Below are 20633 nucleotides of genomic sequence, written 5' to 3'. Positions count from 1 at the left end.
GTAGCTGAAAGAATATTGTGCTGTTCTCTTATTTTATTAACAAGTGGCTGCTATAGTATTGGAAGTTATAAACTCGGAAAAGATCAGGACCAGTATGCAAGTTCCATGATCGAAGCCAGCAAACGGCAGACACTCTCCAACCTTGTACGCCTGCGCTATGCCGATACACCCGGATTTTTGGATACCACACAGCTTATTTCAGGCTACCAGTTACAGCACAGTGGGTTTCTTGGTGTTGCATCAGACACTTTTCCCATCCGCCCAAATGGGGGGATCGCCACACAGTTGCAGGAAAGCCCGACTTTTACCTTCCAGCCCGTAACGGGTGATGCCTTCGCCCATAATTTTTTACGCCCTCTGCCCCCCGCCAGCCTGTTACCCTTGGCCATGGGCGGGCTGCCCATAGATGTGCTGCTGCGACTTTCCGTGCAGTCCATTAATCTTATGAGCAATAATCGTCCATTTTCACGGAATGTTGGAGATCTGGACGCCGATGTTGATGCCCAGAGTGTGGATTTTTTCAGCCTGCTCCGTGACCTGCGTCTTCTACAGGCGGCGGGTCTGCTGAACATTCAGTTCCAGCAGACACCGGGCACACGAGACAAGGAAACTGAAAACAGCCATGTTTTCATAAGCATTTCATCAACAACTGACCCTACTCTTTCCGTTCTCGCGGAAAAAACCAAAAAACAGCTCAACTTTTCTGCCAGATACGAGCGGATGGAAGTGGTGTACGGTGTTGGTGCCCCCGACCCAGGTCAGATCAAGATGCTGACCAGAAGCATGCTGAGTATTCTGGGCCAGATTGCCTACCAGATTCAAGTCCCGGATGACGAGGTTTCCTCTGGGAATACCCGAAAATCTGTTGATATGGAAAGCAGTCGTGAGGAAAAATCCCTGATCGATGTACATTCAGGGCATAAGCAACCCGATGATGCGTTTGTATCCGTTCTGTACGACCACTATTATTACTGGATTGATCGCAGAGATTTTGAAAGCAAGCTGGCTTTTTCAACCACCCAGATGCTTCTCGAACTTTCCAAAACAACCCTGAACCCCGGAAGCGTGGTGACTATTCCTGTCAGTAAATGACCCGACACCACGCCCATCAACCAGCCCCTGTGTAGCAGCCTTAGCGGCTGGAACAACGGCCTGGCCCTGTTTCATGCAGGAAAAGGGTAAGCCCCCCTGCCAGCACAATGCCTGCCAGCCCAAAACTGAAAGCCTGGGAAAACTGCACGCCAGTCAAAGCCTGCCCGTGACCCAGATGCTGCAAAAAAGCGGCAAACAGGGGGGAGGCAATGGCGCTCATGACAAACACCAGAAAATTGATGGCCCCGGTAGCGCTACCCTTGACCTCATCCGCATTGACCTCCTTGATAATGGAGTAGGGGATCATGGCCGCACCGGAGGACACCCCCAGCACAAAGGCCAGAACATAAGGTGGAAATGTGTTGCCCGGCAGATAAATAATGGCGGCAACGGTAAACGCCATAACAATAATACCACCAAGGAGTACGGGTTTACGGCGGCCTATGCGGTCACTCAGGTAACCAAGGGCCGGACAGCCCACCATCCAGCCAACCGGCACCATGGCTGCACGCATGACCGCATCATGATACCCGATGTGCCAGCTCTGGGTTAGAAAGGTTATGCCCCATGTCATGCTGCCAACGGTTGTTGGCAAAAACAGCAGGCCAGAACACAACCCGCACAAATAGGATTGCGGGTTGGAGAGCACGCTCCTGTAAGGCGCGAACATGGACCCTGCAGGACGGTGAGCAGCGATGGCGTTTTTGTGCTCGCCAGGAGTCAGAAAAAAAATGAACACGCCAACAAGGGCTATCAACCCACCTGTATCAATCCAGAAAAAATGCCAGTTGAGTACGCCGTGGATCAGCCAGGCCACGGTGGACTGGCCCATGGCTCCCCCCATCATGCCCGCGCATTGGGTAACACCCACGGCGGTTGCCAGATGCTGCTTGGAAAAACCACGCGCGGCAAGATACACAGCCCCGACAAATGCAAAGGCCGAACCCGCACCCTGCATCAGTCGGCCCAGACCCGCCATCCACTCGTTACCCCAGCCAAACAGGCATGTACCCGTTGCCAGCACCAGCGCACCAAAGGAAATGGTGTATTTGGCCCCCCACCTGTCCACCGCCGCACCCGAGACAATGGAACAGAGGGAATAGGTGTAGTAATAAAGCCCGAGCAGGGAGCCCAGACCAACCGTTGTCAGCCCAAAGGCCGAAACCAGTTCCCCCACCATAACGCTGGGAGCGGAGCGGGTGGAATACTGCAACCAGTAAAACACCAGACACAAAAACCACGCAACAATATAGGCGTTCTGGTTGGTAAGGGCAGGTTTTTGCGAGGGGGAAGGAACCGGTTGCGTGGGCGCGAGCATGCGACTATTCCGTTAATGCATATCTAAATTAAGTATTTTATGACACACTTATAAAAAGAGTTTCCCGTTTTTTACAAGGTAAGGCACGCGGCATATAAAGTGTATGCGTTGTCTTTCCAAAATAAAAAAACCCTTGCCAGACCCGGATCTGCATTATGAACATGGAGATTTTTCAACATAAATGTGTCATAGGGCACACAGCAAAGCTCAACAGGCATATTAGCACCGGAAGGAAAGAGCCATGATGCTACGGAGCAACACCGTAAAAACCGTTTTTCTTTTAAGCCTAGCGCTATTTGTCTCTCATCAGGCAAAAGCCGAAACCAGTATTATCGGTCTAGGTAATGTTTCTTGTGAAAAATATCTGAAGCTTCTGGAGATCAATCCACATTCAGAAGAAAAATTCATGGCATGGGCACAGGGCTATATTAGCGGGCTGAGCAATGACCTCTCACAAAGCAATCCCACGTCCAATCCTAACGACTTTGTCAGTAACATGACGTACGGATCTGAGAAAATAAAACAGTCCTGTACCGAAAATCCGGAATCCAAGTTCTATACTGCCGTGGAAAGTGCATTCCACGACATTGAAAAACATCAGGGCGCTGAATAATCATCACGGGAGATAACTGCCCTCCTCCGCGCCTGGCGCTGCGTTACTGACCTGCGGCCACTGCACGCAGCGCTTTTCAACCTGACTCACACCCAGAACACAGCCCCCGTGAATAACTCTGTGGATAATGTGTATAAACTGAAGTGGAATCAACGCCGCACCTCCCCATAAGCGGTCAAAATCTTCTGCTGTTCCCTACATATGGGACAATCTGGAACCTGCCGCATCCGGCTCACGGGTCATCACCAGTATCCCGATCGACACTACGGCCGCACGGCTTGTCACCTCCATGTGATCCGTGTTCATTGAGGAATGGCATGAAGCCCCCGGGGTTTCCGGGTCTTGAAAAACACCCTCCCCAATTGAGCGGGCTTGCCCATTCACCCCACTGATATTGCGGCATGGTCATATCGGAGCCGTATCGGAATACTGTGAAGACCCGTAGTAAGCGCCCTGCCTTACAAATCAGCCGTGACTGAAAATTTAAAGGTTTCAGGATCACCCATGATCAGATTGCTCTGATAGACAGAAGCCCAGTACCGTTGGTTCCCGACGTTATCGACCTCAAAACGCGTGGTAAGCGCTTTGCCACGAACCAGAAATGTATACCGCGCCCCAAGATCAAAACGCGACCAGGCAGACAGATGTGCACTATTGGCATTATTAAACTGTTGCTTGCCCGTACTGATAACACGCCCGACCAGCGTCAGCCCTTTAACAAAAGGTACATCGTATTCGAGGTTGCCATTAATGGTATAATTGGGAACACCGATCACTGTTTTACCATTATTCGCTGCGCTACTGGCCCGCACCTGCTCGGCGTCAATAAGGGTCAAGCCACCATTAAACCGCAATCCACGTAGAATTTCGCCATTAAAAGTCAGTTCCATACCACGGTTTTTCTGCCGTCCGTTCTGGGTGTAGAGTAATTGACCGGTATTACCATAAGCTTCAACTATCCCGTACGGCATGGAAGTCTGGTAAAATGCAATGCCCGCCGTAAAACGACCAACATCGTATTTGGCTCCCACCTCATACTGTGTGCTTTGATAAGGGGCAAAAACCTGACCGACATTGACGTAATTGGAACCCACCACGGAACCCGCCGATAGTCCCTGAATGCGATTAAAATACAGGGCAAAATGTTTGATCGGATGAACCACAAGACCGATAACAGGAGAAAATGCAGAGGAATCATAGTGTGCCTGCATCTTACCGCTGCCATAAGCATAAGAATTGGAGAGAATATCCTGATAACGGAATCCACCCGTTAGAGCGATGCGGTCATGCCAGAAGGTCATTGTATCTGACAGAAACAAACTATACAGCTTATTCCATGCAACACGCCCCGGATCACTCATGTTACCGCGAGCATACGTTTCGTTTGGGGTAAACTGTGTTGGGTGATAAATATTCCCCGGCACTCCAACCAGACTCATGGCATACGCCGCATCGGACTCCTCCCAGATTGCAGACCCACCGGCATTGATTTCATGCTTGATAAAACCCGTGTTCACATGGGCACGCACACCAGCCTGAGTCGCTTCGTTCATGACATTATAGGCTGTGGCCATAGCGCCTACACGACCATCCCCTGTATGAGAATTTGTCAGGGTAGTGGTGGCGTAATTACCCATTTCGTTACCACCCTGCGCACCGAACTTTCCATATACCATCACATGCTTTCCAAAAGCATGCTCGATACCCATTGTGCCGAAAAGGTAAGACAGGTCCGTATAGGCCCAGTGCTGCCCCCAGTTTTTTGACGGGGAGGGCGACAAAGGTGCGGGCATACCCGCGGCAAGACTGGAAACAATAATTGCGCTACGCCCACCAAAAACCTGCTGTTTCTGGTAATTCATGTTCATGTTGATACGGGTATCGTCATTATGCCAATCAAACGCGCCTCCCAGAGCAATATCCGCCCGACGTTCACCATGGATAGGCGTCTCACCATCCATACCGGCAGCGTTAAAACGAAAACCGTAGGCCCGGTCCGTGCCAAACCTGCGGCTGACATCAACTGCCCCACCCCCTTGGGATCTGCTTGTATAATCGCCCGTAACACGGGTTATGTCTGTTATCGTTGCCCGCTTGGAGACAAGGTTGACATTCCCGCCAATGGCAGAGCCACCTGGCGCGGCTCCATTCAGAAAAGCACTTGCGCCATTGAGCACCTGCACTGAGTCATAAAGTTGAGGCGAAACAAGCTGCCTGGGCGTTACGCCATACAGGCCATCAATAGCGATATCATCACCATACAAGGTAAAACCGCGTATCTGGAAAAGCTGGGCGTAATTCCCATACCCTGTCGTTGTTCTGACAGTTGGATCATTGAGCAGAACGTCACCTAAAGTCTGTGACTGCTGATTCAAAATGAGGCTGGCATTATAGCTACGGATGTTAAAGGGCACATCAAGCCCTTTCTTGCGACCAAGCGCTCCAAGGTCGCCTCCGCTTGACACGTACATCCGGTTGTTACGTGACGCTTTAACAACCAGGTCTTCCTCTTTCCCTGTATTGACTGGCGTCCCCGCCATATCTGGAAGATGCGACTGGGTATTGAGCTTCTTCTTCTGGCTCCGTTGACCAGTATCGTGCGATGCAGCTTCATGCTGCGGGGAGCCATTCTCGGCATGGGCAGGAGCAAGAAGCCATGAAGGCCCTGCTCCCGACAGTAACGCGGACACGCATAATGTGTTCAGACAAACAGCACGGAAACTCATGGTATGAGAACTCACTATGGGAAAATTTTGTAACCCTTCCTGCAATTAAGAATGATTGTCAATGCCATTTAAGGGGCGGACCCTGTTCCACGAATGAAAGAGGCCGGTTATCGGACATAAAAGCGGGGAAAGGGGCGCAAATCAGACACACTGAAAGCTCCCCGGATTGAACCCATCATCGGAATGAACTATTGACATGCATGCAGTCGGAAAGAAGCAAATGAGATGCTGAATATAGAAACAAAGCGACTTATTCTTCGCAATTTCCGCGAAGCAGATGGCCCGGCCTTATATGCCTATCTGCATGATCCACGATCCAGCTGCTTCTTTTCACTCAGACTTTCTGACAAAACCGCCGCTTTGGCTGAGGCAAAAAAACGCAGCACGGACGACCAACATATTGCTGTCTGCCTCAAAGGTAATGATGCATTGATTGGCGACCTGTTTGCTGTGCCTGAAGACGACGCCATTGCAGTCGGATGGCACTTCAACCCCCGCTTTACCGGTCAGGGATATGCATACGAAAGCGCGCACGCCCTGTTTGCCTCTCTGTTTGACGCACAGCATGCACGCCGCCTTTATGCCTATGTCGAAGACCACAACCTGCCATCGCAGCGTCTTTGCCAGAAACTGGGAATGCGCCGGGAAGGAACATTCATGGAGTTTGTCTCTTTCATGAATGACGGGCAGGGCCAACCGGTTTACGAAAATACGATGCAGTATGCGATCCTGCGGCGTGAATGGGGTGCCCAATGATGCACGTTTCTGTAGCTGGTCTGAAAACAGGAAGGCCGCACGGTATTCTGTCAGAGCGTGCATTATATTCATTATGCGCCCTGAACTTTTTTATGGCTGACGTACAGGCCGGTATTGGCCCCTTTCTGGGCGTGTTTCTTCAGCGTCATGGCTGGCAGACAGGGCCGATCGGCTCTGTTATGACGGCAGGGGGCATTGCCGGAATGATCGCCACCATTCCAGCCGGTGCTTTTATTGACCAGACAACAAAAAAACGCCTGTTTGTTATTATCGCGGCATTATGCACCATTTCCGCCTCGCTTCTTTTACTGAGTTCCCAATCGACTTTTGTCGTCACCATCAGTCAGCTTGCCACGGCGCTGGCCGGGGCCGGGATCGGCCCCCTGATGGCCGGAATGACACTGGGGATCGTGCGCCAGAAAGGTTTTAACGCGCAGATTGGCCGTAATCAGGCATGGAATCACGCCGGTAATATGGTTGGAGCCGGGTTATCCGGCTGGCTCGGGTGGCGGTTTGGCCTGTCAGCGATTTTCTTCCTTGAGATCGCGTTCGGGCTACTCGCCGTTGCGGCCGTGCTTATGATACCCGAGAAGTCCATTGATCATCAGGCAGCTCGCGGGCTGGAAGAGGCAGACAGTCACGACACCCGAAAGGCTGAAGGGTTCAGGTCATTTCTTAGGCACAAGCCTCTTCTGATTCTCGCGGCATGTCTCTGTTTTTTTCATCTCGGCAATGCTGCGATGCTCCCACTTTACGGCATGGCGGTGGTCAGTGCCGGAAAAGGGAATCCCGCGATGTTTACGGCAATGACCGTTGTGGTGGCGCAGGCCGTGATGATCGGCGTCAGTCTTCTGGCCATGCGTTTTGTGGCAAGCCGTGGATACTGGGTTGTGTTGCTGATCTCATTTGCCGCCCTGCCGCTGCGTGGCCTGATCGCGGGGACGTTCATCCAGCATTGGGGCGTGTGGCCCGTGCAGGTGCTGGACGGCATAGGAGCTGGACTTCAGAGTGTTGCGGTTCCCGGTCTGGTAGCGCGGCTTCTTGACGGCACGGGGCGGATCAATGTGGGGCAGGGCGTTGTCATGACAGCGCAAGGGATCGGGGCAAGCCTTTCGCCCGCGCTGGGAGGCTGGCTTGCCCAGGATCTGGGGTATTCCACAGCATTTTACACTCTGGGCTGTTTTGCCATCCTGTCTGTGGGGGTGTGGGTCTGCTCGGCATCGGTCATGCGTTCTGCGGAGTGTGTCCCGGCATGATGCTTCATGATGAAACGATCTGGGCAATCGCAACGCTGACAACTGCCGGGGTCATTATCCGGCCTTTCCGGGTGGCCGAGTGGGTGTGGGCCGTAACAGGGGCAGCCCTTCTTGTCGTAACGGGGCTGATCCCGTTTTCCATGGCCGGAGCAGGCATTCTCAAAGGAGGAGATGTCTATCTCTTCCTGACCGGCATGATGCTGCTCAGCGAGACAGCGCAGGCGAACGGTCTGTTCGACTGGATTGCGACATGGGCGGTCAATCATGCCGCAGGCTCAACGACCAGACTGTTCACGCTGGTTTATCTGGCGGGTGTCGTGGTGACAACATTCATGTCCAACGATGCAACGGCCGTTGTGCTGACACCGGCAGTACTTGCTGTGGCAACCAAAGCAAAAGCAGACCCTCTTCCCCTGCTGTTCGCATGCGCGCTCATCGCCAACGCCGCCAGTTTTGTTCTGCCGGTTTCCAATCCGGCCAATCTGGTTCTTTACAACGGGGCTCTTCCGGCCCTGGGGTCGTGGATGGCCTCATTCGCACTTCCATCGCTTATGGCGATCGTGATGACCTATCTGGTCCTCCGTCTTGTTGAGCGTAAACATCTCAGACAAAACTGCTCGCCGCAGGTGGAGCCGATCCGCCTGACGCCGGGCGGCAAGGCAGCCTTTGCGGGAATTGTGCTGACGGCAATCCTGCTGGTGACGATTTCCGCTTTCGATCGTCCTCTCGGGCTGCCTACAGCACTGGCCGGTCTTGTAACGGCTCTTGGTGTATCCGCGCTGGCGCGACGCTCACCACTCCTGTTGATGCGGGAGATTGCATGGGGGGTTCTACCACTTGTGGCGGGGTTGTTCGTGCTGGTACAAGCCATCGACAGCACCGGACTGATCGGGGAGATCGCCCGGATGCTGCACAGTGCAGCCCGGTCTAACCCTATCATGGCGGCTTTCGGTTCGGGCACCCTTCTGGCCTTTGTTTCAAACATCATGAACAACCTCCCCGCCGGACTGATCGCAAGCGAAGCCGCAACGCAGGCCCATGCGCCACGCCTTGTTATCGATAACCTCCTGATCGGTGTGGACCTCGGTCCCAACCTGTCCGTCACTGGGTCGCTGGCCACAATCCTGTGGCTTCAGGTGATCCGTCGAGGGGGCGAGGATGTCGGGTTTATGCAATTTTTCAAGGTGGGCGCTGTGGCCATGCCTGTGGCGCTGTTTACTGCGCTGGGTGCGCGATTGCTGATGGGGTAGTTTTTTCTCACGATTCCATGGACTCAACATTTTCAAGCACACGCCTGAGGAGGGAGACGAGCGTCTCTATTTCATCCCCAGTCAGGCCCTTCGTCATTTCAGAATTACCCTGACGCAGGATTGCGCGTCCTGCCGGAAGTTTTGCCAGTGTCGCGTCCGTCAGTGAGATCAGACTTGAGCGTTTGTCCTCGGGGTCTGGCACACGTTGCACCAGCCCGTCGCGCTCCATGCGTGACAGCATCTGAGCCATGGTGGGCTGTTCCACCCTGGCCCATTTTGCCAGTTCCTTTTGCGATAATTCTGCTCCGTCCTTAAGGGCTGTCAGAACCGGAAGTTGCGCTGTCGCAAATCCCAGGTGCCGTAGCCGTATGTCGCCTATCCGGGTCAGTCCGCGCGCAATCCGGTTGAAATAATGGCCAGGGTGACGAAGTGGGTTCCAGTCGTCAGAATTATCCATTGCATAGGCTCCTATGTTTATATATATAGGTTCCTATGTAAATGGAGCGCACGGATATGGCAACACAGCGGATTGCAATTATAGGGGGTGGACCGGGCGGTTTGATGCTTGCCCGCCTGCTGCAACGCCACGGCAAATATCCTGTCGTGCTGGAGCGGGACCAGCATGCAGAGGAGCGCCCTCAGGGGGGCTCTCTTGATCTGCATGGTGCGACCGGTCAGTACGCGATGGAGCGGGCCGGTTTGCGAGAGGCATTTCTTACAGCCGCCCGACCGGAAGATCAGGGAGATCGCCTTTACAATGCCGGGGGCGTGCTCCTGTTTGATCGTCATGACCCTACGGACGACCGGCCTGAAATCGATCGATCCGCGCTGCGTCAGATCCTGCTGAACTCCCTCATGCCCGGCACTGTGCGCTGGGGGCAGCGAATAACCCGAATTGCTCCTGAAAAGAGCGGCTTCGCGGTGTATGGTGAGGGATGGTCCGAACAGTTTGATGTTGTCGTAGGTGCCGATGGTGCGTGGTCCTGTGTGAGACCTCTGCTGAGTGAGGCGGTGCCGTTTTATGAAGGTGTGACGCTGGTTGAACTGGGTTTTGATGTGAACCGTCATCCCCGCATCAGTAAACTGACCGGTCATGGCAAAATGCTTGCGGTTGGCGATAACCGTGCGCTGATTACGCAAAAAAACGGATATGGCCATATCCGGGGGTATGCTGGCGTCAGGGTGGCGGAAAATTTGGCCACAGAGTGGGGAAACTGGTCCGGCGAAAAGATGCGGCAAACATTACGAGATGTTTTTGCCCGATGGGCGCCAGATTTGCAGGACGTGATTGAAACGGGAGAATTTATGGGTGTAAGGCCGCTTTACGCCTTGCCCGTGGGGCATGCATGGAAAAGCCGGGAGGGTTTGACCTTGCTGGGTGATGCCGCCCATCTTATGTCTCCGTTCTCGGGCGAAGGGGTCAATCTTGCGCTCGCTGACGCCGTAGAACTGGCAGAGGCCCTGATTTCGGCTGATGACTGGTCCGGAGTTCGCCGGTATGAGCGCACCCTGTGCGAGCGCGCCGCGGTGGCGGCTGAAGGGGCTGCACAGGGCGTAAAGAGTGTTTTCTCATCTATGGGAGTGGCGCCTGTTCTTGAACACTATCGTGCGCGTGTGCATGCGTAAAAGTGCGTGGGGCGTTGGCCTGTCGTGCGTTCAGGAAAAACGCCCATCATCCTGTTTTTTCGTCAGTGTCGTTTGGCTCAGTCAGTTTTAGAATATCTTTGGGCCATATATTGCCCGGGTGGTGCACCGAGCACGTTGCGAAACATGGTGACAAAACTCGGGACGCTTTCGTAACCCAGATCGTCGGCGACCTGTTGGATCGTCATGCCAGCCGCAAGCCATTTCACTGCAAGCATGACGCAGAGTTGCTGACGCCAGCGGCTGAAACTCATGCCCGTCTCCCTGAGGATCAGGCGGGACAGAGTGCGCGTGCTCAACCCGGCCCGACTGGCCCAGACATGCATCGCAGCCTGTTCGGAGGGGGCTTCCATCATCCGGTCAACAATTTTCCGAAGCCGGATATCACCGGGCATGGGAAGGTGAAGATTCTCGACAGTCGCTACGGCAAGCTCGTCAAGCATGACGTCCTGCATACGGACGACCGCATCAGTCGTTTTGTAAAACAGTGGCAGGGCAGCAGCCCGTATGAGGAGTTCGCGTAGCAATGGTGTTATGGCGATTGCCCTGCATGTATGCAAAAAGGCGGGTCCGGCAGCCGGATCAATAAAGGCGCAATATCCTTTGAGTGCTCCACTCGCATAAATGGTGTGACGTGCCCCACCCGGTATCCAGATGGCGCTGCGTGGCGGGATAATCCAAAGACCGCCCTCCACTTCGCAGCTGAGTGCGCCGCTTTGAACCATTATGATCTGGCTTTTAACGTGGCTGTGAAATGCAATATCCATCCTGGCCAGATGCTCGAACGCATATCCGTAAGCCACGATCCGGCGCGGAATTTCGTCAGGTTCGACCCAGTCTTCCTGTTTCGATTGGTCGGTCAATATCGGCATGGCGCTATTGTTGCGATGAATCATGCGCGTGGCAAGATTGAATAATAAACTGGCAGAAGTTCGTAATGACGCCAGACGAAACAGCCTGATAATTTTAAGAGCGATCACAGACCGCCATCAGGAGAAGGCCCGAGCCTTATGTGCGGTTCCTGTGCCCCATGGCAGCATGATGATGGAGGGAGACACCGTGAAGGCTCAAAAGAAAATCCTTATATGTGGCGCAGGTATTGCTGGCCCCGTATGTGCTTACTGGCTGCACCAATATGGCTACGAGGTCGTTATTGCCGAGAAGGCGCGCACCCTGCGTGATGGCGGCCAGAATGTGGATATCAAGGGAGCGGGGCAACAGGTCATCAGGATGATGGGGCTTGCCGCGCGCATAGAAGCCAAAAACACCATGGAAAAGGGGCAGAAATACATCGATGCCGCAGGAAAACCGGTTGCGGTGTTCCCCAAAGGGGCATTTGCAACTTTAACAAACGATTTTGAAATTCTGCGTGGTGATTTCGCGCAGATTCTATTCGAAGCCACGGCCCGAACATGTGACTATCGTTTTGAAACATTCATCAAAAACCTTGAAGAAAAAAACGATGGCATATCAGTGACATTCAACGATGACAGCGTCGAGGACTTTGAGTTTGTCATCTGTGCGGAGGGGATCAGTTCAGCGACCAGAAACATGATCCTGCCGGGCGAAACCGGCTTTCGTTATCTCGGTGCCTATATGTCGTTTTTCAAAATCAGCAAACGCCCGGAAGATGATGGATGGGCGCATACGCTTAACGGTGCCGATGGAACCTTCATAACCCTGCGGCCGGGGAACGAAAGAGAGACGACTGTTCTTGTGACGTTTCTACAAAAAAAACCTGATATTAAATGGGAAAATCAGGAAGATGCAAAAAAAATCCTGCGTGCTGCCCTGAAGGGAAGAGGGACAATTGCAGACCGCATCAGCACGGAACTGGAGACGGTTCATGATTTCTATTTTGGACCAATGAGTCAGGTCAAAATGTCCCGCTGGTCAAAAGGACGCTTTGTGCTGTTGGGCGATGCCGCCTACTGCCCGACCGCCTTCACGGGCGAAGGAACGGCTTTGGCTCTGGTGGGGGCTTATGTGCTTGCTGGTGAAATCAAGAGAAACACACAGTATGCCGCAGCTTTCGACGCTTATGAAAGTCTCGTCCGCCCCTATGTGCTGTCATCGCAAAACCGGATGAACCCCGTTTTTATTCGTCTTCTCCATGCCCGGAGCCGAACCGCGATTATGCTGACACACGGGGTCCAGAAAATTCTTGCCAGTGATTTTCTCCAAAAATGCTTCAGACGGGAAGCGGCAAAGCGCGAGACAAAAATCGTCAAAGATTTCATATTCCCCGATTACACATAAAAGATGCCTCTCATTTCAATGAGAGGCTGATTCTGGTGCATTTAAGCCCGTTTTTTATGTGATGTCAGTTGGAAGGGCGGGGGTTGTCTGAACTCGGAGTGCGATCAGCAGAGCTGAGAGCAGAAGGATTGCGCTGGCGGCACCGAAGACGCCCACCACGCCGTCAAGGCTGAACATCAGACCACCCACGGCAGCACCCGCCGCAATGGCAGACTGCACGGACACCACAACCATGCCGCCAGCACTTTCCGCCTGATCCGGCACGGCATGCGCAACCCAGTTCGACCACGCCACAGGCACGCCTCCAAAGGCCATTCCCCACAGAATGACAAGCAATACCTGCCCAGTCAGCCCCATAGGCAGAAGGATCAGACCCAAACTGGCAATGCCGATCAGAACAGGCATGACGACAAGTGTTACACGCAGGCTATGCTCAAGCAGCCACCCGGCGACAAGGGTGCCAATAAAGTTTGCTGCGCCAAAAGCTAACAACACCAGTGCCAGAGCACTGACATGAATGACCATCACGCTTTCCAGCACCGGGCGGATGTAAGTAAACAAGGCATACTGACCGGTATGGACCAGAGTGCAGCATAACATGCCTACGCCAATACCGGGTCGGCGCAGGATATCCAGAATGGTGCCGAGCCGGGCCGGACTGCGGGGTTCCAGCGGCGGAAGGGTAAGAAACTGGAAGACCAGCGTCAGCCCCCCAAGTGCCGCCGCTGCGAAAAACGCAGCGCGCCAGCCATACAGCCCCCCCAGATAACTGCCAAGCGGCACCGCAACGACCGTAGCGACCGAAATACCACTAAAAATAATGGACAGAGCGCGGGGAAGAAGGGCCGCAGGAACAAGGCGCATCGCCACTGCCGCCGCCATGCTCCAGAATCCCCCCAGTGCGATGCCCAGTAAAACCCGCATGGCAAGAAGCACGACCAGACTGGAGGATAAAGCCGCCAGCAGGTTGGAGGCGATCATTAACAGACTGAACGCAAGCAGCACGATCCGGCGGTCAACCCGCCGTGTCAGGCTTGCGGTCAGCAGGCCAGAGAACATGGCGACCACGGCGGTGACAGTAACGGCCTGCCCAGCCAGAGCTTCTGAAACGCCAAGCCCGGCTGCCATGGGGGTCAGGAGACTTGCGGGGAGATATTCGGCCGTCAGCAGCCCGAAAACTCCCATGGTTAGGGAAAAAACTGCCGTCCATGCGGGGGATGTGGGTTCATTATTGTCCATGCCGCTGGTGTCAGGGGTCACTGGCTCTCGCAATATATCATTCATGAACAAGTCCTCAGATGTGCTGTGGCTCAATAGACTAGACGGCACAATTGGGACGATCTATGATTGTTAATCCGTATTTTTTGATCATAACTCCGGATTTTTCTAATCGTTGGACCAGATCGTTCCATCTTCTGATCTCATGAATGAACTGCTGCTCGGGATGCATCTGCGCGGTATGCAATACCGTCGTATCCATGCGGGGGCCTCTTTCGGGTTTGCGTTCAAGCCAAAACCCGGCTGTGCTTATTTTCATTTTCTGGCGGTCGGTACAGCACATCTCCTGACTGAAGACGGTGCGGTTCAGACGCTCTCGGCGGGAAACGCCGTGTTTCTTCCACAGGGGAGTGGCCATACAATTTTTTCAGACCCGAAAGCTGTGGTTCTGGATATCGATCACTGCGATGTCATGCCTCTTAGCGAAACCGTCAGTGCGGTGAAGGCTGGTTTGAGCAATACATCGCATACGATTTTCTTTAGCGGGTGTATGGCATTCGACCTTGGAGGTCTTCAGGGGCTTGTTCCTTTAATGCCAGAACTCATGATGATTGACGCAACAAGCCAGCGTTATGTTGAACTCATGCCGGTCCTGACAGCCATGGAGAAGGAAGCCTGTGCCGGGCGCGTGGGAGATGCCGGTATTCTAGCCCGTCTCGCGGATGTCGTCATGGCAGTCATTGTTCGGGGCTGGGTCGAATGTGGTTGTGGCAACAGTTCCGCATTCGTGACAGCTTTGCGAGAGCCAAGACTATCGCGGGCCATTCTGGCTCTGCACCGCCAACCCGGACATGACTGGACCGTAGCAGAACTGGCAGCGGAAAGTGGTCTCTCGCGATCGGTGTTTGCAAAGCGGTTTCAGGAAACAATTGGCCTCACCCCGCTTCATTACGCAGGGGAACTACGGATGCGTATCGCCCGGACCTGGCTGGCCTATGACAGAATGTCTATTGAAAGAGTAGCCGAACGCCTTGGCTACGCATCACAGGCGGCGTTCAGTCGCGCATATAAACGGATCACAGGAACATCGCCCGGACATAGCCGCCGGGAACAGACAAAATGATTTTTCTGTCGCGATATGTTCTTTCCATCGCATTGTCATCACGGACTTCGCAATCGGGAACCGACCAGTGGAAGAAAAATATCCTCGACTATCTCGCGGATCGCGTTCTCCGTAAGGGGTTTAAACGTCATCATCAGGTCATGACGCACAAGGTCCAGCGGGAGCGAGGCAATCCGGGGCGTGAGCCTGCTTTCGTCGATTTCTCCTCGTTCGATCGCCCGTGCCAGCACAGCCCGATACTGATTACCCTCAACAATGCGGTTCCGTAATTCCGTAAAACTCGAACGCTCTGTTACCAGATCCTTTTGCATATCAAAAAACAGCTGAAGGTCTCCGCTGTTAGCCCGATCGGACATATGGCGAAGAAGAAGACAGAGTTCATCATGGAGATTTCCCAGATCGGGAATGACGGGGGCATCGTTGGCAAACCGTTGCGCCAGCACGGCTGTCGCCAATGCCGTGCGGCTGGGCCAGCGTCTGTGGAGCACCGGGCGGCTCGTCCCCGCCCGGCGCGCCACGTTTTCCATCGTAAGACCGGCATAGCCACTTTCTGACAGTTCAGCCCAGGCCGCTTCCAGTATTGCGTCCTCTAACGCGGCTCCACGCCGCCTGACCCGCCCTCGGATACGCATGACACCCCCTTAAGATACATTAAGAATCTTATTGCCTTTGCGTTGACGACATATAAGATGCGTGACGAATCTAATGCGTGGGGGATAGCATGAGCGAAAGAAGGTTTCCAACCCAAAGCCGGCGTGTCCTGATTTCGGGGGCCAGTATTGCCGGGCCAGCACTGGCATTCTGGCTCGGTCGCTATGGATTTAACGTCACGGTCGTGGAGCGTGCGGCTACCATTCGCACCGGAGGCTACCCGATTGATGTTCGCGGCACAGCGCTCGATGTTGTCGAACGGATGGGATTATTGCCGCAGATCCGTGCGGCACATATCAACACACGCCTGATGACATTTGTGGATGGGGACGGGCACGAGATCGGCGCAGTTCCTGTTTATGACGCGGTTGGCAGCAATGAACGCGACATCGAACTGCCACGCGGAACCCTGGCGACACTGCTGTATGATGCCTCTCGGAAAGAGGGCGTCCAATATCGGTTCAATGATTCAATCGAGACACTCGACGACGACGGCACAGGTGTGAATATTCGTTTCACCAGTGGCATCCGCGAACGTTACGATATTGTTGTTGCAGCAGATGGACTACATTCACGCACGCGCCGTCTTGTCTTCGGGGTGGAGGATCAGTTCCGTTGTGATCTCGGGTCCGACTTTGCAATTTTTTCATTACAAAACGATCGCGGTCTCTCACATGGCGGTATTTTCCATGCAGAACCGGGGCGTGTGGCAGGGGTGTTTGCTGTTCAGAATAGCCAGAGGATGTTCGGGTTTCTGACCTTCATGACAGATCAGGGAGCACCGCGTGATGTCAGTGCGCAACGGAATTTAATACACTCGGCTTACGCGGGTATGCGCTGGGAGGTTCCGCGTCTGCTGGCGGCGATGGAAACGGCTGACGACCTTTATTTCGATAGTGTCAGCCAAATCCGGATGCCTCATTGGTCAAAAGGATCGGTGGTCGTGCTGGGAGATGCGGCTTTTGCTCCTTCTTTCCGGTCCGGGCAGGGAACCAGTCTGGCTCTTGTCGGCGCCTATGTTCTTGCTGGAGAACTTGCTTTTCACAAAAATACGTCGGCAGGGCTGGAGGCGTATGAGCGCAAAGTGCGGCCATTTGCCGAAGCAAATCAAGCACTGGCGACCGATGGGCGAGGAGCATTTTTCCTGCCATGCACGCAGGCTGATATCGACATGCGTAACCATCTCCTGGCCGAAATCGCGCGCAACGGTCCAGAAATACTCTTCAATGACAGTCGTTCCGCCGCTCATTCCGCGATCAGTCTACCGGATTATCAGGTCGGCGCGCGAGAAGACTGATAACGGGTTGGCCAGTTCTGTAGCAAAACTGCCTGTCTGCCGGTTTTATCCAACAGACAGGCATGTTGACGGATAGCCCCCCTCTCAAGAGCAGGCGTGTGGGGTTTCGTCCATGTTTTTACTCCATGCCACAATTGAGATAGGGAAATAGAAGTGGATCCCGTCTGCATCTTCCCAGGCTCCCATGCCCAAACGGTCCTGACCGCCTGCGATGTCCTCGGCAAACAGAGCTTGCAAGGCACTCCAGTCCTCCGGAGCGACCTGATCCTGCAGGTGGGAGGCAAGACGATATTGATGCACCACCACAGGAGACAGCCCCGCTTCGGCCCCTAATGACAATAACTGCGGCAATGTCAGAGCACTTGTATGCGAGGGATCACGGAGTGTTTCCGCCCTGTCATATCCTTCCTGACATTCCGGCGCCGGGGTGGCATCAATCACAATAATCCGGCCACCGGGGCGACAGACACGTATCATTTCCGCCAGAACTTGACCGGGCTCCTGCATGTGGTGAAAGCTGTATCGTGTCACGACCCGGTCGAAGCTACCCGCCTGAAACGGTAAATGCAGCGCATTGCCAATGTGGTACGCCACACTCACATTCATGCTCTCCGCACGCAGCCGTGCCTGCTCGATCATGGCGGGCGTCAGATCGATACCCGTAACCTGCGCACCCGTACGCGCCAGTTCACACGCGATAATTCCCGGACCGCAGGCAACATCGAGCACCTTCATGTCTCTGGTCACTGCGCAGGCGGCAAGTGTCTGCGCCATGCTTTCCGCTTCCGCGTGAATAGCCAGCTCAGCAAATGGCTTCGCCCAGCGTGTAAACTGCGCAACAATCCGGGCATCATGAGGTGTGCGAGAAACAGACATCTGTATTCCTTTCCTTGGTATTTCAGGATAAGGAAAAGGGGGTTGGCCGTCTAACGCTATCCGGCCAAAAATGAACGGACATCGGCCAATGAAAAACCTGACCGCCAGAGAAACTCAAAGTATCCTTGTCGAGAACAGACTGGATGGTCAGGGAAAACCCGGTTTTGCATTCCGCAATCCGTCTTCCGCCATCTTCTACAACTGGCACGCCCATCCATGCCATCAGATCACATACGCAAGACGCGGCACAACACAGATCGAAGGCCCGGACGGCCATCATCTGTTGCCGACCGCTCATGCCATATGGATTCCGGCAAAAACACGCCATCGGACCATGATCCGCAATCTGGACGGAGTTTCCATCTATTTTGATCCTGCATATTTTCCGCAGGACCACACGGGCCATATCCAGACATTCCCCCTAACGGCAATGTTGCAGGAGATGTTGCTCCACACCCTGCGCTGGCAACCCGGATCCGTAGAGCATACCCCCATTGCCCGGAGTTTTTTCCAGACCCTTGGCATGCTCTGCATGGAACAGATGCACGCGAAACCAGACAGGCTTTTCACGCTCCCACGTGCAACCCATCCGTCTATAGTGCGCGCCATGGAAGCAGCCCTTGCCAGCCCCGGTCAGGCAAACCTGCCTCTGGCGCTGCATCATGCCGGAATGTCAGAACGCAGCTTCCGTCGCCATTTTCAGGAAGAAACCGGAATGACATGGCAGGACTGGATTGCACAGGCCCGTCTCTTCCACGCTGCAAACCTGCTCGCAGAGGGGCAGCGCGTGACAGATGTAGCCGCTTGTGCCGGTTATGCATCGCTTAGTGCATTTGCAAAAGCTTTTGCAAAACTGATGGGCATGCCCCCAGTCCACTTTCGGCACTTGCAAATGTAAAAGTTGACTGACTGGCAAGCCGGTTTTATCTGCCATGATCAACAAATCTGGAAAACAGGGCCTTTGTAAATCATTCTATATTTTGTTGAAGTTTGTGGAGGTTATCCCAATACCACTCATGCCGCCTATTCCCTTTCCACATACCTGATTAAACGGGCCATACGGAAGAGCCAGCCTGAACGGCAGCTCCGCGCATTCAGCCCTTCGAAGCCATCGTCTGACGATATAATTCAGTGAGCGGACGGGAACAGACCACCAATCACGCCTGTCTGGATCAGACGCCCACGGAATGATCAGACCGTTTGAACATTCAATACCCGCCCCAGCAGTTCAGGGCCCAGGCAGCGCATGAAGGAAAGACACGCGCTCTACCTCATTTTATCTTTGCGCTCATGGATTGCCAGTGCCACGAATCCCGGCACATATCGAGCAGGGTACGCTTGGCGGACCAGCCGAACAGGGTCTTGGCCAAGTCTGCATTGGCGTAATAGGAAGGAACATCGCCAGGGCGACGGGGGCCAATCTGGTAGGGAATGTTGATCCCGGTTGCGTTTTCAAACGCACGGACCAGTTCAAGCACGGAATACCCTGTGCCGGTGCCAAGGTTAACAGCACGGGTGCCCTGAGCGCCAAGAACTTTTTCCACAGCGGCGCAATGGGCTTCCGCCAGATCCATCACATGCAGGTAATCGCGCACGCCTGTACCATCCGGCGTTGGGTAATCATCGCCAAAAATGGTCAGGTGGTCGCGCTGTCTGGCGGCAACCTGGCACAGGTAAGGCATCAGGTTAGCGGGAGCGCCACGTGGGTCCTCCCCGATCAGACCCGAAGGATGCGCGCCAACCGGGTTGAAATAGCGCAGCAAAAACGCGGAGGACAGCATGCCGGTGCGCACGAGGTCGCTGATCATAGTCTCCATGATCAGCTTTGTTCGCCCATAAACATTGGTGGCGCGCAGGGGAGCACTTTCTGCTATGGGGCAGTGTTCTGGTGCACCATAAACCGTTGCAGAAGACGAAAAAACAATACGGCCTACACCTGCATGCCGCATAGCGGTGAGCAGCTTTAATGTTCCTGCAACATTCACATCAAAATAGTGCAGAGGGTTTTCTTCACTTTCCCCCACGGCCTTGAGGGCAGCCAAATGAATGACTGCATCATAGGTCTCTGCGGCAAATACCCGTTGCAAGGCATCCATATCGCGGATGTCCACGTCATGCACGGGGTAGTCTACCCCCGTAATCTCTTTGAGCCGGGTAAGAACCGAAGGGGATGCGTTGGAAAAATTATCCAGCAGCACAACATCGTGCCCACGGCCCTGAAGCGCCACCGCAGTATGGGAGCCAATAAATCCGGCGCCGCCAGTCAGAAGAATACGTGCCACGAGCTCACTTCGTCATTAAAGAACCAGATGCTCAGATTATACCCAGCATCGCCACCCAAGCCAATCTTCTTGAATAAACCAGACTGATTTACATTTCAGACAACAAAAAAACCCGCCTTATGAGGGCGGGTTTTTTTGTGTGATATCAATCACTTATTCAGATGGTTGCGGGGGTAGGATTTGAACCTACGGCCTTCAGGTTATGAGCCTGACGAGCTACCGGGCTGCTCCACCCCGCGATGGTGAGAGTAATGATTTTGCGTTGATTATAT

The 20633-nt window shown here is 54.0% G+C and carries 18 protein-coding genes and 1 tRNA gene; 10 read left to right on the top strand and 9 right to left on the bottom strand.

The genetic code is table 11. The features are described 5' to 3' along the window. Positions 1-105: 105 nt before the first annotated feature. Positions 106-1092, top strand: coding sequence for a hypothetical protein (locus PY793_RS12555; RefSeq protein WP_275178359.1), 987 nt, complete (start codon positions 106-108; stop codon positions 1090-1092). Between the two features lie 40 nt (positions 1093-1132). Here PY793_RS12555 and PY793_RS12550 read toward each other — a convergent pair whose 3' ends face one another. Next, positions 1133-2410, bottom strand: a complete 1278-nt coding sequence (locus PY793_RS12550) for an MFS transporter (protein WP_275178358.1) — start codon at positions 2408-2410, stop codon at positions 1133-1135. Between the two features lie 241 nt (positions 2411-2651). Between PY793_RS12550 and PY793_RS12545 the strand changes: the two genes are divergently transcribed. Beyond that, on the top strand, positions 2652-3023 hold the full coding sequence (locus PY793_RS12545) for an HdeA/HdeB family chaperone (RefSeq protein ID WP_275178357.1): 372 nt from the start codon (positions 2652-2654) through the stop codon (positions 3021-3023). 458 nt (positions 3024-3481) lie between these two features. Here the strand turns inward: PY793_RS12545 and PY793_RS12540 are convergent, their stop codons facing one another. Then, on the bottom strand, positions 3482-5749 hold the full coding sequence (locus PY793_RS12540) for a TonB-dependent receptor (RefSeq protein ID WP_275178356.1): 2268 nt from the start codon (positions 5747-5749) through the stop codon (positions 3482-3484). Positions 5750-5974: 225 nt separating this feature from the next. On the opposite strand from PY793_RS12540, the gene PY793_RS12535 reads away from it, so the two are divergent. Genes PY793_RS12535 through PY793_RS12525 form a run of 3 tightly spaced genes read left to right on the top strand, consistent with a single transcriptional unit; the run spans position 5975 to position 9011 of the window. Continuing rightward, positions 5975-6505, top strand: coding sequence for a GNAT family N-acetyltransferase (locus tag PY793_RS12535; RefSeq protein ID WP_275178355.1), 531 nt, complete (start codon positions 5975-5977; stop codon positions 6503-6505). Beyond that, positions 6490-7761 (top strand): MFS transporter, encoded by a 1272-nt coding sequence (locus PY793_RS12530; RefSeq protein WP_342803929.1) that lies wholly within the window; start codon positions 6490-6492, stop codon positions 7759-7761. Before PY793_RS12535 ends, PY793_RS12530 begins: the two co-directional genes overlap by 16 nt. Continuing rightward, complete coding sequence (locus tag PY793_RS12525; RefSeq protein WP_275178353.1) at positions 7758-9011, top strand: arsenic transporter; 1254 nt, start codon at positions 7758-7760, stop codon at positions 9009-9011. Before PY793_RS12530 ends, PY793_RS12525 begins: the two co-directional genes overlap by 4 nt. Before the next feature lie 7 nt (positions 9012-9018). Here PY793_RS12525 and PY793_RS12520 read toward each other — a convergent pair whose 3' ends face one another. Then, positions 9019-9468, bottom strand: a complete 450-nt coding sequence (locus tag PY793_RS12520) for a MarR family winged helix-turn-helix transcriptional regulator (protein ID WP_275178352.1) — start codon at positions 9466-9468, stop codon at positions 9019-9021. Positions 9469-9524: 56 nt separating this feature from the next. Here PY793_RS12520 and PY793_RS12515 point away from each other — a divergent pair, with 56 nt between their 5' ends. Next, the gene (locus tag PY793_RS12515) at positions 9525-10637 is read left to right on the top strand and encodes an FAD-dependent oxidoreductase (RefSeq protein WP_275178351.1); all 1113 of its coding nucleotides are present in this window, start codon (positions 9525-9527) and stop codon (positions 10635-10637) included. Between the two features lie 77 nt (positions 10638-10714). On the opposite strand, the gene PY793_RS12510 is transcribed toward PY793_RS12515, so the two are convergent. Then, a complete protein-coding gene (locus PY793_RS12510) occupies positions 10715-11527 on the bottom strand; it encodes an AraC family transcriptional regulator (protein ID WP_275178350.1) in 813 nt (270 codons plus the stop codon). A gap of 22 nt (positions 11528-11549) precedes the next feature. Here PY793_RS12510 and PY793_RS12505 point away from each other — a divergent pair, with 22 nt between their 5' ends. Then, positions 11550-12914 carry an FAD-dependent monooxygenase gene (locus PY793_RS12505; RefSeq protein WP_275178349.1) on the top strand — a complete coding sequence of 455 codons (1365 nt, stop codon included), beginning with the start codon at positions 11550-11552 and terminating at the stop codon, positions 12912-12914. 54 nt (positions 12915-12968) lie between these two features. On the opposite strand, the gene PY793_RS12500 is transcribed toward PY793_RS12505, so the two are convergent. Then, positions 12969-14198, bottom strand: a complete 1230-nt coding sequence (locus tag PY793_RS12500; RefSeq protein WP_275178348.1) for an MFS transporter — start codon at positions 14196-14198, stop codon at positions 12969-12971. 109 nt (positions 14199-14307) lie between these two features. Here PY793_RS12500 and PY793_RS12495 point away from each other — a divergent pair, with 109 nt between their 5' ends. Beyond that, positions 14308-15255, top strand: coding sequence for an AraC family transcriptional regulator (locus tag PY793_RS12495; RefSeq protein ID WP_275178347.1), 948 nt, complete (start codon positions 14308-14310; stop codon positions 15253-15255). 38 nt (positions 15256-15293) lie between these two features. On the opposite strand, the gene PY793_RS12490 is transcribed toward PY793_RS12495, so the two are convergent. Continuing rightward, positions 15294-15887, bottom strand: coding sequence for a TetR/AcrR family transcriptional regulator (locus tag PY793_RS12490; RefSeq protein ID WP_275178346.1), 594 nt, complete (start codon positions 15885-15887; stop codon positions 15294-15296). Positions 15888-15976: 89 nt separating this feature from the next. Here PY793_RS12490 and PY793_RS12485 point away from each other — a divergent pair, with 89 nt between their 5' ends. Further along, on the top strand, positions 15977-17203 hold the full coding sequence (locus tag PY793_RS12485; RefSeq protein ID WP_275178345.1) for an FAD-dependent monooxygenase: 1227 nt from the start codon (positions 15977-15979) through the stop codon (positions 17201-17203). A gap of 84 nt (positions 17204-17287) precedes the next feature. Here the strand turns inward: PY793_RS12485 and PY793_RS12480 are convergent, their stop codons facing one another. Continuing rightward, positions 17288-18079 (bottom strand): class I SAM-dependent methyltransferase, encoded by a 792-nt coding sequence (locus PY793_RS12480; RefSeq protein ID WP_275178344.1) that lies wholly within the window; start codon positions 18077-18079, stop codon positions 17288-17290. 88 nt (positions 18080-18167) lie between these two features. Between PY793_RS12480 and PY793_RS12475 the strand changes: the two genes are divergently transcribed. Further along, on the top strand, positions 18168-18977 hold the full coding sequence (locus PY793_RS12475) for a helix-turn-helix transcriptional regulator (protein ID WP_275178343.1): 810 nt from the start codon (positions 18168-18170) through the stop codon (positions 18975-18977). Between the two features lie 373 nt (positions 18978-19350). On the opposite strand, the gene galE is transcribed toward PY793_RS12475, so the two are convergent. Further along, on the bottom strand, positions 19351-20361 hold the full coding sequence (gene galE, locus PY793_RS12470) for a UDP-glucose 4-epimerase GalE (protein ID WP_275178342.1): 1011 nt from the start codon (positions 20359-20361) through the stop codon (positions 19351-19353). 162 nt (positions 20362-20523) lie between these two features. Beyond that, positions 20524-20600: transfer RNA gene (locus tag PY793_RS12465), tRNA-Met, on the bottom strand. Positions 20601-20633: the final 33 nt, after the last annotated feature.

Source organism: Acetobacter fabarum, assembly GCF_029069195.1.
Taxonomy (GTDB): Bacteria; Pseudomonadota; Alphaproteobacteria; order Acetobacterales; family Acetobacteraceae; genus Acetobacter; species Acetobacter fabarum_A.
Note: the sequence above shows the minus strand (reverse complement) of the source record. Positions and strands in the feature narration are given on the sequence as shown.

Coding starts and splice junctions, on each gene's coding strand:
- PY793_RS12555 (WP_275178359.1), top strand. CDS start 106: ATGATCGAAGCCAGCAAACGGCAGACACTCTCCAACCTTGTACGCCTG.
- PY793_RS12550 (WP_275178358.1), bottom strand. CDS start 2,410: ATGCTCGCGCCCACGCAACCGGTTCCTTCCCCCTCGCAAAAACCTGCC.
- PY793_RS12545 (WP_275178357.1), top strand. CDS start 2,652: ATGATGCTACGGAGCAACACCGTAAAAACCGTTTTTCTTTTAAGCCTA.
- PY793_RS12540 (WP_275178356.1), bottom strand. CDS start 5,749: ATGAGTTTCCGTGCTGTTTGTCTGAACACATTATGCGTGTCCGCGTTA.
- PY793_RS12535 (WP_275178355.1), top strand. CDS start 5,975: ATGCTGAATATAGAAACAAAGCGACTTATTCTTCGCAATTTCCGCGAA.
- PY793_RS12530 (WP_342803929.1), top strand. CDS start 6,490: ATGGGGTGCCCAATGATGCACGTTTCTGTAGCTGGTCTGAAAACAGGA.
- PY793_RS12525 (WP_275178353.1), top strand. CDS start 7,758: ATGATGCTTCATGATGAAACGATCTGGGCAATCGCAACGCTGACAACT.
- PY793_RS12520 (WP_275178352.1), bottom strand. CDS start 9,468: ATGGATAATTCTGACGACTGGAACCCACTTCGTCACCCTGGCCATTAT.
- PY793_RS12515 (WP_275178351.1), top strand. CDS start 9,525: ATGGCAACACAGCGGATTGCAATTATAGGGGGTGGACCGGGCGGTTTG.
- PY793_RS12510 (WP_275178350.1), bottom strand. CDS start 11,527: ATGCCGATATTGACCGACCAATCGAAACAGGAAGACTGGGTCGAACCT.
- PY793_RS12505 (WP_275178349.1), top strand. CDS start 11,550: ATGCGCGTGGCAAGATTGAATAATAAACTGGCAGAAGTTCGTAATGAC.
- PY793_RS12500 (WP_275178348.1), bottom strand. CDS start 14,198: ATGAATGATATATTGCGAGAGCCAGTGACCCCTGACACCAGCGGCATG.
- PY793_RS12490 (WP_275178346.1), bottom strand. CDS start 15,887: ATGCGTATCCGAGGGCGGGTCAGGCGGCGTGGAGCCGCGTTAGAGGAC.
- PY793_RS12485 (WP_275178345.1), top strand. CDS start 15,977: ATGAGCGAAAGAAGGTTTCCAACCCAAAGCCGGCGTGTCCTGATTTCG.
- PY793_RS12480 (WP_275178344.1), bottom strand. CDS start 18,079: ATGTCTGTTTCTCGCACACCTCATGATGCCCGGATTGTTGCGCAGTTT.
- PY793_RS12475 (WP_275178343.1), top strand. CDS start 18,168: ATGAAAAACCTGACCGCCAGAGAAACTCAAAGTATCCTTGTCGAGAAC.